The sequence below is a fragment of the Antarcticibacterium sp. 1MA-6-2 genome (assembly GCF_021535135.1).
In the GTDB taxonomy this organism is placed as follows: Bacteria; Bacteroidota; Bacteroidia; order Flavobacteriales; family Flavobacteriaceae; genus Gillisia.
This window is the reverse complement of the sequence record NZ_CP091036.1, coordinates 2,244,251-2,256,960: the sequence shown is the minus strand read 5'-3', so window position 1 is coordinate 2,256,960 and position 12,710 is coordinate 2,244,251. Positions and strand designations below refer to the sequence as shown.

4 protein-coding genes and 7 pseudogenes are annotated in these 12,710 nt (G+C 39.6%); all 11 read left to right on the top strand.

Annotated features, from left to right (window positions below):
• Nucleotides 1-192 precede the first annotated feature (192 nt).
• The 11 genes and pseudogenes from mraZ to LZ575_RS11405 all read left to right on the top strand — a co-directional run bounded on the left by mraZ (nucleotide 193) and on the right by LZ575_RS11405 (nucleotide 12,707).
• A pseudogene (gene mraZ, locus LZ575_RS11455) lies at nucleotides 193-662 on the top strand (division/cell wall cluster transcriptional repressor MraZ).
• Nucleotides 649-1,546: pseudogene (gene rsmH, locus LZ575_RS11450) on the top strand (16S rRNA (cytosine(1402)-N(4))-methyltransferase RsmH). The pseudogenes mraZ and rsmH overlap by 14 nt, the downstream one beginning before the upstream one ends.
• A gap of 31 nt (nucleotides 1,547-1,577) precedes the next feature.
• Entirely contained in the window at nucleotides 1,578-1,895 is a 318-nt protein-coding gene (locus LZ575_RS11445; protein ID WP_235324719.1) for an FtsL-like putative cell division protein, read from the top strand.
• 3 nt (nucleotides 1,896-1,898) lie between these two features.
• Nucleotides 1,899-3,907 (top strand): annotated as a pseudogene (locus tag LZ575_RS11440) (penicillin-binding protein).
• Nucleotides 3,904-5,367: a UDP-N-acetylmuramoyl-L-alanyl-D-glutamate--2,6-diaminopimelate ligase gene (locus tag LZ575_RS11435; protein ID WP_235324717.1), complete on the top strand. Its 1,464-nt coding sequence runs from the start codon at nucleotides 3,904-3,906 to the stop codon at nucleotides 5,365-5,367. Before LZ575_RS11440 ends, LZ575_RS11435 begins: the two are co-directional and overlap by 4 nt.
• 33 nt (nucleotides 5,368-5,400) lie before the next feature.
• Nucleotides 5,401-6,642 carry a phospho-N-acetylmuramoyl-pentapeptide-transferase gene (gene mraY / locus LZ575_RS11430; RefSeq protein WP_235324716.1) on the top strand — a complete coding sequence of 414 codons (1,242 nt, stop codon included), beginning with the start codon at nucleotides 5,401-5,403 and terminating at the stop codon, nucleotides 6,640-6,642.
• 181 nt (nucleotides 6,643-6,823) lie between these two features.
• Nucleotides 6,824-8,168 (top strand): annotated as a pseudogene (murD, locus tag LZ575_RS11425) (UDP-N-acetylmuramoyl-L-alanine--D-glutamate ligase).
• 123 nt (nucleotides 8,169-8,291) lie between these two features.
• Nucleotides 8,292-9,496: pseudogene (locus LZ575_RS11420) on the top strand (FtsW/RodA/SpoVE family cell cycle protein).
• Nucleotides 9,493-10,592 (top strand): annotated as a pseudogene (gene murG, locus LZ575_RS11415) (undecaprenyldiphospho-muramoylpentapeptide beta-N-acetylglucosaminyltransferase). The pseudogenes LZ575_RS11420 and murG overlap by 4 nt, the downstream one beginning before the upstream one ends.
• Nucleotides 10,593-10,640: 48 nt before the next feature.
• Nucleotides 10,641-12,001: pseudogene (murC, locus tag LZ575_RS11410) on the top strand (UDP-N-acetylmuramate--L-alanine ligase).
• Entirely contained in the window at nucleotides 11,991-12,707 is a 717-nt protein-coding gene (locus LZ575_RS11405) for a cell division protein FtsQ/DivIB (RefSeq protein ID WP_235324714.1), read from the top strand. The pseudogene murC and the gene LZ575_RS11405 overlap by 11 nt, the downstream one beginning before the upstream one ends.
• Nucleotides 12,708-12,710: the final 3 nt, after the last annotated feature.

Sequence of the window (12,710 nt, the reverse complement as noted above, 5' to 3'; positions counted from 1 at the left end):
GTATTAAATTCTTATCAAAAGCTGTAAAAATTTCAGAAAAATTCACCTTTCAAAGCAAGCCTCTGAATCTCACCTAAGTAGCCATATTCGATAGTCTTTCAGGATAATAGGTGGAAAAACTTTTCAACAAAGTGGTAAAAAGTGGTAAATTGTGGTAAATATTTCGATATATTTGAATCTATAAAGAGCAGGGTGGTAAATCTCATAGGAACATATGAATGTAAAGTAGATGCAAAGGGCTAGGTTGATGGTTCCTTCAGCATTGAAAAAGCAGTTATCGCCTATGCTTCAGGAGGGATTTGTGCTAAAAAGAGCAGTTTTTCAAAACTGTTTGGAGCTTTATCCTATGGAAGAGTGGAATAAATTGATGGTGAAGATGAACGGGCTCAATCGCTTCAAAAAGAAAAATAACGATTTTATAAGAAGGTTTACAGCTGGAGTAAAAACTGTTGAAGTTGATACTAATGGCTAAGTTATTAATTCCTAAAGATCTTGTTGCCTATGCTGGTATTGATAAGGAAATCGTTCTTTCTTCGGCAATAAATATTATAGAGATCTGGGATAAAGATAAATACGAAAATACCATTGATGCCACCACCGATGATTTTGGAGATCTGGCTGAAGAGGTAATGGGTAATGAAGACTTTGATGGAATATCATAAGCCTGTTTTATTAAAAGAATCTGTTGATGGCCTCAACGTAAAACCTGATGGGGTTTATGTTGATGTAACCTTTGGTGGAGGTGGTCATTCGAGGGAAATTTTAAGCCGAATGGGAGAAAGTGGGGAGATTATTTGCTTTTGATCAGGATGTAGATGCCCTGGCTAATAAAATAAATGATCCCCGGTTTACTTTGATCAATGAAAACTTCAGGTTTATTAAAAGATTTCTGAGGTTTTATGGGGTAAAGGAAGTAGATGGAATTCTGGGAGACTTTGGAGTGTCTTCTCATCAATTCAATGTTGCAGAACGTGGTTTTTCAACCCGTTTTGATGCAAAGCTTGATATGAGGATGAATCAAAAAAGTAGTCTTAGTGCCTACGAAGTTATTAATGAGTATGAGGAAAAGCAGTTAAGGCAGCTTTTTTATCAATATGCCGATTTGAGGAATGCTCCTAAACTTGCTGCAGAGATTGTGAAGGCAAGGAAAGAAGCTCCTATTGAAAGCAGCGAGAGGCTTAATGAAGTATTAAAGCCGTTTCTTTTTAAAGAAAAGGAGCATAAGATCCTGGCTCAAATCTATCAGGCAATAAGGATAGAGGTGAATCAGGAAATTGAAGTTTTAAAGGAGTTCTTGTTGCAAACTCCCGAATTGTTGAAAAAAGGAGGGAGGCTTAGCTTGATTTCTTACCATTCCCTGGAAGACAGGCTGGTAAAAAGATTTATTCGCAGCGGACTTTTTGAAGGAGAGCCTGAAAAGGATTTCTTCGGAAATATTTCAGTCCCTCTGAAAAAAGTAAAGGGGTTAATTACCCCTTCAGAAGAGGAGCTAGCGCAAAATAACCGGGCAAGAAGCGCCAAATTAAGAGTAGCAAAGAAATTATAAATTATAGATCCTTCAGAAGAAAACAGAAAGAATGAACAGCGGATTTTACAACATCTTAAAAGCAAATTTCCTTATTAGCAGTGATGCTGTTAAGAATTGGCGCTTTATAGTTTTTTGTACCCTCCTGGCAATAATAATGATTGCATGTTCCCATAGTGCTGAAAGGAAAGTGCACAAAATAGCTGCATTAAATCACCAGGTACTGGAACTAAGAAGCGAGTTTCTAGATGTAAGATCTTCCCTGATGAAGCTAAAGATGGAATCCACCCTTACAAGCAAAATGGCAGGAAGGGGAATAAAACCTTCAGAAACTCCTCCAAATAAAATAAAAATTAAAATAACCGATTAAGCTGTGGCAACCACCGATAAGCACATATTAAACCGTTTGTACTTCATTGCAGGACTTATGTTTGTCTTTGCTGTTGCGGTAGCTGTGCAGTTGCTCAATATACAGATAGTTGAGGGTGAAAAATACAATCAGCTGGCAGAGGAGCGCACTTATCGAAATTTTACTATTCCGGCAAATCGCGGGAATCTTTATGATACAAATGGAAATCTTTTAGCTACATCGGTTCCTAAGTATGACATTAGGTTTGATGCTGTTACGGTTTCCGATAAAAATTTCGAAAAAAACATAACCGGACTCTCTCAGGAACTTTCAAAAATGTTCGGAAAAAGTTCCTCCCAATGGGCGCATACTTTAAGAACAGCAAGAGTAAATAAACACAAGTATCTGCTTGTCGCCAGAAATTTGGGGTATTCGGAATATTTAAAAGTGAAAAGCTTTCCCATGTTCAATTTGGGTGCTTATAAAGGAGGAATGATCGTAGAACAGCGTACTGTAAGAGAGCATCCTCTTGGGGCGATGGCAGCCAGAACGGTGGGATATGAGCGCCAGGATGATCAGGGTTATTATACCCGTGTTGGTCTGGAAGGTGCTTTTGCCCCATTTCTGGAAGGTAAGGACGGGCACAGGCTAAAACAAAAGATTGCAAAGGGGCAGTGGAAGCCTATTAGCGATAATAATGAAGTGGAGCCAAAAGATGGTTATGATGTGGTTTCTACAATTGATGTCAATATTCAGGATATAGCTCACCACGCGCTGTTGGCCCAGCTTGAAAAATATGAAGCCGATCACGGAACGGTGGTGGTTATGGAAACAGAAACCTAGGTGAGATAAAAGCCATTTCAAACCTTGGTCGCACCGCCAAAGGTTCCTACTATGAAAAATTGAATTATGCTGTTGGGGAAGCGCACGAACCGGGATCGACCTTTAAGCTTATGGCTATGGTCGTGGCTTTGGAAGATAAAGTGATCGATACCAGTACTGTGGTAGATACCGAAAATGGTATAATGACGATTCGTCGCAATCACGTGCGCGATTCAAAACGCGGTGGGTATGGAAAAATTTCGGCTGCCCGTGCTTTTGAAGTATCATCAAACGTTGGAATAGTAAAGCTCATCTATGAAAATTACAAAGACAATCCCAAAAAATTTGTAGATGGTCTTAATAGAATGAATTTGAATGAACCTTTGGGGATTTCTATTAAAGGAGAGGGAGCACCTTATATTCCTTATCCCGGTGACAAAAAGTGGAGCGGTCTTTCACTTCCATGGATGGCTTACGGGTATGGGAGTATTCAAATTACGCCTTTACAAACCCTTACATTTTATAATGCCATAGCCAATAATGGAATAATGGTGAAACCAAGGTTTATTAAGGAAATAAAGGAGTGGGATAAAACAATAGTGAAGAATGAACTCACTGTGATTAATCCTTCAATTTGTTCAAAAGAAACGATTTCCAAGGTTCAGGAAATGTTGAAGAATGTTGTGGAAAAGGGTACAGGAAAAAACCTTTACTCGCCCAATTTCTCTATGGCCGGAAAAACAGGAACGGCTCAAACCGAATACTGGAAAGAAGGATGGGCGTCTAACCCCCAATATATCTCCTCTTTCGTGGGATATTTTCCCGCTGAAGATCCCAAGTATACCAGTATTGTAATAATTCACAAACCTAAGGTAAGTACCGGATACTATGGAGCAGATGTAAGTGGGCCTGTGTTTAAACGTATTGCGCAGAAAATATATACTGATACGCCTATTGAAGACGAGATCGAGTCCCTGGAGATAGAGAATAATAAAATTTCCAAGGATTTTGAAAAGTATTATGCAGCGTCCCGGGATATAAAAGAAGTGATGCCTAATGTGAAGGGAATGCCCGTAATGGATGCGATGTCTTTACTGGAGAACCTGGGGTTGAAAGTGCAGGTGCAGGGCAAAGGATATGTCAGAGAGCAGTCAGTCGAGCCGGGGCAAAAAATAAAGAAAAACCAACAAGTAGCATTAAACCTGAGTTGAAAAGTTTAAAAGACATATTGTACAAAGTTCCTATGGAGGCTGTCGCAGGTAGTACTGCGGTGATCATAAATGATATTCATTTTGATTCCAGGAAGGTACAGCTTAATGATGCCTTTGTAGCCGTACGGGGGACAGTAGTAGATGGGCATGAGTATATTTCAACTGCAATAAAACAAGGTGCCCTGGCTGTTATTTGTGAGGAAATTCCTGAGAATATTATTAATGGTGTGACTTACGTACAGGTTCAAAATTCTCAAACCGCACTTGCCTTCATGGCTGCCAACTATTACGACAATCCTTCTGAAAATTTGAAATTAGTTGGAGTGACGGGTACAAACGGAAAAACTACAGTAGCCACTCTTTTATACAATCTCTTTACAAAGGCCGGATTTAAAGTTGGATTATTATCTACCGTAAAAATTATGGTGGCTGACAAGGAATATAAAGCTACCCACACCACTCCCGATTCTCTGACCATCAATGAATATCTCTATAAAATGAGTGAAGAAGGTGTGGAGTACTGTTTTATGGAAGTAAGCTCACATGGGATTGCGCAAAAGAGAACGGCTGCCCTTCATTTTGCGGGTGGAATTTTTACCAACCTATCTCATGACCATCTGGATTATCACAATTCTTTTTCTGAATACCGGGATGTGAAGAAGGTATTTTTCGATGAATTACCTGTTTCAGCCTTTGCACTGACTAACGCCGATGATAAAAACGGTCCGGTAATGCTTCAGAATACAAGAGCAAAGAAATATACATACGCCCTTAAATCTTATGCTGATTATAATGCACAGATTCTGGAAAACCAGTTCAGCGGATTACTGCTGAAAGTAAATGGACATGAACTCTGGTCGAAACTAATCGGAAATTTCAATGCTTATAATATTCTGGCCATATACGCTGCAGCTGAATTACTGGGCCTGGAAACACAGGAAAACCTTAGGATAATCAGCGAACTACAGTCAGTAAGCGGAAGGTTTCAATATGTTATTACCCCGCAGAAGGTTACTGCAATAGTAGATTATGCCCATACACCTGATGCCTTAAAAAATGTGCTGGAAACCATCAACTCTATAAGAACCAAGAACGAGGAACTTATTACTGTTGTTGGTTGTGGTGGAGACCGAGACAGAACCAAGCGACCTGTAATGGGAAATATTGCTTCAACATTAAGCACGCGTGTGGTTTTTACGAGTGACAATCCCAGGACAGAAGATCCCGAAAAAATACTTGAAGAAGTAGAAAAAGGTGTCGAACCCCAAAATTTCAAGAAAACAATGTCCATTGTCAACAGAAGACAGGCTATTAAAACTGCCTGCCAGCTGGCGCAACCTAATGATATAATTCTCATTGCAGGGAAAGGGCATGAGACTTATCAGGAGATAAATGGTAAGAGGACAGATTTTGATGATTTCAAGATCGTGAGTGAATTTTTAACCGAAATGGAGAAATAACTTCCTTAAGAATTAAGGAACGGAGTAGAGAATATGCTATACTATTTATTCAATTTTTTAGACCAGCGTTATGAAATCCCCGGGGCGGGATTGTTTGAATTTATTTCATTCCGCTCGGCTATGGCTATTATTCTTTCTCTCTTGATTTCAACCATTTACGGTAAAAAGATAATCAACTTCCTCTTACGTAAGCAGGTAGGAGAAAGTGTAAGAGATCTTGGTCTAAAGGGGCAAAGCGAAAAAGCAGGAACTCCAACAATGGGAGGATTAATAATTATAATTGCTACCCTTATTCCTGTACTGCTCTTCGCTAAGCTTGATAATATTTATGTGCTCCTGCTTATAGTAACCACCCTCTGGATGGGTGCAATAGGATTTTTAGATGATTATATCAAAATATTCAGAAAAAATAAAGAAGGCCTCAAAGGTCTGTTCAAAGTAGTTGGACAGGTAGGCCTTGGTTTAATCATAGGTTGTACCATGTACTTCCATCCCGGGATTACAGTGAAGGAAAAACCGAATGTTCCTGTGCTTACAGATACTGAATTTGTCGAGCAGGCAGAAATGGCATCAGAAGCAGTAGGGCCGGGAGAAAAGAGTACAACGACTACAATTCCTTTTGTCAAGGATAATGAATTTGATTATGCAAGCTTAATAACCTGGATAAATCCTGCGTGGGAAAGTTATGCCTGGTTAATCTTTATTCCTATAGTTATTTTCATAGTAACAGCTGTTTCCAATGGAGCAAATTTAACTGATGGTATCGACGGGCTGGCAGCGGGCTCCTCTGCGATAATAGTTTTAACCCTGGGTGTTTTCGCCTGGGTCTCGGGTAACATCATATTTTCAGATTATCTCAATATAATGTACATCCCGAGGTCTGGAGAGATGACCATTTATATTTCGGCATTCGCGGGAGCCTTAGTGGGATTCCTTTGGTACAATACTTATCCTGCCCAGGTTTTTATGGGAGATACAGGCAGTTTAACAATAGGCGGAATTATAGCGGTACTGGCTATTGCCACAAGAAAGGAATTACTGATCCCCATTCTCTGCGGAATTTTCCTCATTGAAAATTTGTCGGTAGTAATGCAGGTAAGCTGGTTTAAAATTACAAAAAGACGCTATGGTGAAGGCCGAAGGATATTTTTAATGTCGCCCCTGCATCACCATTACCAGAAACGAGGAATTCACGAGAGTAAGATTGTTGTAAGGTTTTGGGTAGTAGGAATTTTTCTCGCCATTGTTACCATAGTTACACTGAAGGTGAGATAGGAGCCCCCTGATCCCCTAAGGGGGAATAAGAAGCAAGAAGCAAGATGCAAGAAATTACGAATTAAGAATCAAGAATCAAGAATCAAGAATCAAGAAATTACGAATTAAGAACCGAGAACAGAGAACAGAGAACTGAAAACCTACAACCTATAACTGACAACCTATAACCAATAACTACTAAATGGAATCACAACGAAAAATAGCAATTCTGGGAGCTAAGCGAGAGCGGGGTGGGGACTGCTGTGCTTGCTCTAAAGCAGGGATTTTCAGTTTTTGTTTCAGATAGGGGAAAGGTTAAGGAGAAATATAAAAAGCAACTGCAGGAGTTAGGTGTGGATTGGGAAGAAGAGAAACACTCCGAAAAGAAAATTCTGGATGCAGACCTTGTGATGAAAAGTCCCGGAATTCCGGAAAAAGCTCCGCTTGTGGTGAAGCTTTTGGAGAAAAAGGTTCCTGTCATTTCTGAAATAGAGTTTGCATCTGCCTATACTTCTGCCAAAATAATAGGAATTACAGGCAGCAATGGGAAAACCACCACAACTAAGTGGGTATACGATCTTCTTAAGAGTGCAGGATTGTCTGTTGGAATGGCGGGGAACGTAGGAGATAGTTTTGCTTTACAGGTGGCCCAGACAAATGTGGACTGGTATGTTTTGGAGCTGAGTAGCTTTCAGCTTGACGGAATAATAGATTTTAAACCCCATATAGCGGTTATAACAAATATAACTCCCGATCATTTAGATCGATACAATTATAATCTGGATGAGTACGTGGCATCAAAATTCAGAATAACAAAAAATCAAACCGAAGAAGATTACCTGATCTATGATGGGGATGACGAGATCATTGCAAAGTGGTTAAAGGGGCATCATGTAAAGGCGCAGGAGTTACCATTTTCCGTAGTTAAAAAGTTAGAAAACGGAGCTTATTTAGAAGATAACAACATTAAAATAATTACACAAAACACCCAATTTATTATGCCGAAATCGTCTCTAGCACTTGAGGGTCAACACAACACGAAAAACGCAATGGCTGCCTCAACCGTGGCCCAGTTATTAAGAATACGAAAAGAGACCATACGAGCCAGTATGGAAAGTTTTCAGGGGGTGGAACATCGCCTGGAAAAAGTTCTTAAGATCAATAATGTGATGTACATCAATGACTCCAAGGCAACAAATATTAATGCTACCTATTATGCTTTGGACAGTATGGATACTGAGACCGTATGGATAGTTGGAGGAGTAGACAAAGGGAATGATTATACTGAATTGCTTCCGCTTGTTAATGAGAAGGTTAAGGCAATTATCTGTCTTGGTGTTGATAATTCTAAAATCTTTGAAGCTTTTGGCAATTGTGTAGAATTAATGACCGAAACCCAGTCTATGGCAGAAGCTGTACAAATGGCTTATAAACTGGCAGACAAAGGGAATGCAGTTTTACTTTCTCCCGCCTGCGCCAGCTTTGATCTCTTCGAAAATTACGAAGACCGCGGCAGGCAATTTAAAGATGCAGTGAGAAACCTTTAAGGAGAATCAAGAATCAAGAATCAAGAGAGAAGAGAGAAGAGAGAAGAGAAAAGAGAAAAAGGATTTGAACTAGAGAAAAGAACCTATAACCTATAACCAATAACTTATAACCAAAAACATTAAATGAGTAACATCTTTTCAAATATAAAAGGAGATAAGGTTATTTGGGCTACAGCCGGGTTATTAGCGTTGTTTTCGTTTTTACCTGTGTATAGCGCAAGTAGCAATATTGCTTATTTGTATGGAGATGGTAGTACTTTTAATTATCTGGTGATGCACTTCTTTCACCTGTTGTTGGGCTTCTGCTTATTATACGCAATTCATAAAATTCCTTATCACTATTTTAAAGGCTTATCAATTCTTTTGCTTCCAATTGTAGTGGTGCTGCTTATCTATACAATCACTCAGGGAACAACGATTGGGGGATCAAATGCCAGCTAAGTGGATCCAAATACCTAGTGGTGGGAGTGACATTCCAGTCATCGACTTTGGCTGCAGTGGTATTGCTGGTTTATGTGGCGAGATATCTTACAAGAATTTCAGAAAAAACAGTCACTTTTAAGGAAACTATTCTTCCTTTATGGACACCTAGTTTTGTTGTTCTGGCCCTGATCCTCCCTGCCAACTTTTCCACGACAGCGATAATTTTTACAATGGTGATGGTGCTGGTTTTTTTAGGAGGATATCCTTTAAAATATATCGGAATAATTATGGGAGCGGGATTACTTGTGCTCACCCTTTTTATTCTCACGGCTAAAGCTTTTCCGGGATTCTTGCCAAATCGGGTAGACACCTGGACAAGCAGAATTGAAAATTTTGCCAATGATGAAGATACAGAAGCCGATTACCAAATCGAGAGAGCTAAAATAGCCATAGCCCGGGGAGGAATAGCGGGAGCAGGAATAGGGAAGAGTGTTCAAAGGAATTTCCTGCCACAGTCTTCTTCAGATTTTATTTATGCCATTATTGTTGAGGAAATGGGACTGGTAGGGGGAATTGGAGTTATGCTGGCCTATCTCATGTTATTGTTTAGAATAGTGATTGTGGCCACAAAAGCCGATTCAATTTTTGGGAAGCTGGTAGTAATGGGAGTGGGATTGCCTATAATATTTCAGGCGCTGGTAAATATGGCCGTCGCAGTGGAATTATTTCCGGTCACAGGACAAACTCTGCCGCTTGTAAGTAGCGGGGGAACATCTATTTGGATGACGTGTTTGGCTTTAGGAATTGTATTAAGTGTTAGTGCCAGAAGGGAAGAAATAAAAGAATCGGAAGAAAGGGATCTGGATGAGGAAAATCCGCTGGATATTTTAAGTGAAGCAATATGAAAAAACCTCTGAAAATAATTATATCAGGTGGTGGAACGGGAGGACATATCTATCCCGCAATTTCTATTGCAGATGAAATTAAGAGGAGATATCCCGATGCGGAATTTTTGTTCGTGGGAGCAAAGGACAGAATGGAGATGGTAAAAGTGCCGGAGGCAGGCTACAAAATAGAAGGATTGTGGATCACAGGAGTTGAACGGAAAATCACCTTAAAAAATTTGATGTTTCCTTTTAAGCTGGCAAGCAGTTTATATCGGGCAGCACAAATCATAAAAAAGTTCAAGCCAGACGTGGTAATTGGACAAGCGGATTCGCAAGTGGACCATTGCTGAAAATGGCAAATATGAAGAAGATCCCCACCCTTATTCAGGAACAGAATTCTTATCCCGGGATAACAAACAGGATGTTGGGAAAAGAGGCGAATGTAATTTGTACTGCGTACGAAGATCTGGAAAGATTTTTTCCGGAAGAAAAGATCAGGATCACCGGGAATCCCGTAAGGCAGGATATCAAAAACATTACAGCTAAACGGGAAGAAGCTTTGAAATTTTTTCAGCTGAATCGCGAGAAAAAGACGCTGCTGGTTTTGGGAGGCAGTTTAGGCTCCAGAAGGATTAATCAACTTATGGAAGCGTATGTGGATCTTTTTGAAGAAAATGAGGTGCAGGTGATCTGGCAAACCGGCTCCTTATATTATGACGAATACAAAATCTATAATAGTGATTCCATTCAAACTCACGCTTTTTTAAAGAGAATGGATCTTGCATATGCCGCAGCAGATACTATTATTTCAAGGGCTGGTGCAGGAAGTGTTTCAGAATTGTGTATAGTAGGGAAACCTGTGCTGTTTATTCCATCGCCAAATGTTGCAGAAGATCACCAAATGAAAAATGCAATGGCAGTGGTACAAAAAGATGCAGCAAAAATGATAAGAGAAGATAATCTGGCTCAGGATTTTGAGGAAACAATTCTTTTAATGCTGAATTCAGAAGAACTGCGGAAGGAGCTTTCAGAAAATATGAAAGAAATGGCACTGCCCAAAGCGACAGAAGCCATTGTAGATGAAGTTGAAAAATTACTAAATAATAAAATCTAAAAACCTCACAGGTCTTTGAGACCTGTGAGGTTTAGAACAACAACGAACTTGAACGATTTTAAAAATATACAAAATCTTTATTTCCTCGGAATAGGTGGAATAGGAATGAGCGCCCTGGCACGATATTTTAATTCCCTGGAGAAATCAGTTGCAGGTTACGACAAAACCGCGACTAAGTCTCTCCCGTTCTCTGGAGGCTGAAGGGATAGAAGTGGTGTATGAAGATGAGGTGAATTTATTGCCTGAAAGTTTCAGAAATATCAATACTACCCTGGTAATTTACACACCTGCAGTTCCTGCAGATCATCAACAACTAAACTATTTCAGGGAAAAAGGATTTTCTATTAAAAAAAGGTCAGAGGTGCTGGGAATGATAACCAAAGACATTTTTACTCTTGCAGTTGCAGGAACTCATGGGAAGACTACCACTACTGCCATTTTGGGGCATTTACTCAGTCATTCCGGAGCTAAAGTTACTGCCTTTCTGGGAGGGATTAGTGAAGATATCAACAGCAATTTGATCCTTCAGGGTAATGAAGTTATGGTAGTAGAAGCTGATGAATTTGATCGTTCTTTTTTAAGATTATCACCCAATATAGCGGCAATAACCTCTATGGATGCAGATCATCTTGACATCTATGGAGATGCCGGAAAACTTATCGAATCCTTTAGGGAATTTGCTTCTCTTGTTCCACGTGGAGGAAAACTTTTTGTGAGCAAAGGTTTGGATATGCCTGGCACCACAATTGGCGTCGCAAATGATGATGCAGATTATTCAGCAGTAAATATTAAAGTCGAAAACGGGTCGTATCATTTTGATCTACGTACTCCGTCAACAGTAATAAAGGATTTACAATGTAATCTCCCCGGCAAACACAATTTGCAGAATGCTGTAACTGCCCTGGCAATGGCACTGGAATATGGGGCCCCACCCCTTAAGCTTGTCAGGGCACTATCGCATTTTCGAGGTGTGAAACGCAGGTTTTCTTACAGGATCAAGACAGAGGAATTTGTCTTAATTGATGACTATGCTCACCATCCTACCGAGATTGCTGCGGCCCATCAGGCTGTAAGAGAAATGCATCCAGGCCAGGAGGTGATGGTAATATTTCAGCCTCACCTGTTTAGCCGTACAAAGGATTTTGCTGATGATTTTGGTAAAAGCCTTTCAGGGTTTGATGAGGTAAGATTGCTGGACATTTATCCTGCGCGGGAAAAACCTATGCAGGGAATAACCTCAGAATGGTTACTGGAAAAGGTTGAGAACAGTAATAAAAAATTGATCCAGCCTGGGGAAATTGCGAATGAAGTAAAGAACTCCGGCTGCAAGGTAATTATTATGTTAGGAGCTAAGTGATATTGGTGAAATGGTGGGCCAGCTTGAAAAAGAATTAAGAAATGAAGATTAATTACAATTACATAAAGGCAGTATTCGTGGTAGCTGTAGTGGTCTTCCTTTACGGTTTTGCCGGGCAGAGAAATAGCACCAGAAAAATATCTAAAATAGAAGTACATTTTACTGAATCTGAAAACCTTTATGTTACTGAAGAAGCGGTTAATAAATTGTTAATACAAAATAAAGTCACTGCTGCGAGTGTAGGTAAAGAAACTTTAGATTTGAATAGGGTGGAGTCGGTTTTGAATAATCACGAAATGGTTGAAAATGCTGAAGTATTTGTCACCCTGGATGGCATTTTAAAAACACAAATCAGCCAGCGTCGTCCAATTGGAAGAGTACTTGCCGAAGATGTTTTTTACGTGGACAGATTAGGGGATAGAATGCCCCTTTCGCCGTATTATTCCGCCAGGGTTCCTGTTGTGACAGGTGTTGATGATAAAAGTATAGAAGAAGTTTACCCAATTTTGGACTATATAAGTAAAGATCAGTTTTTACAGGAACATGTGACAGCCATTACAAGGAAGAGGGGTGGACTTTATGAGCTTGAAATAAGACAAATGGATTTTAATTTGTTCTTTGGGAAAGTTGAAAACGTAGATATTAAATTCAACAATTTTAAAGCCTTTTACAAAAAGGCACTAAAAGACGAATTATTAAATACTTACAAAATGGTGGATCTACAATTTGGGAATCAGGTTGTATGCACTAAAAAATAAGTT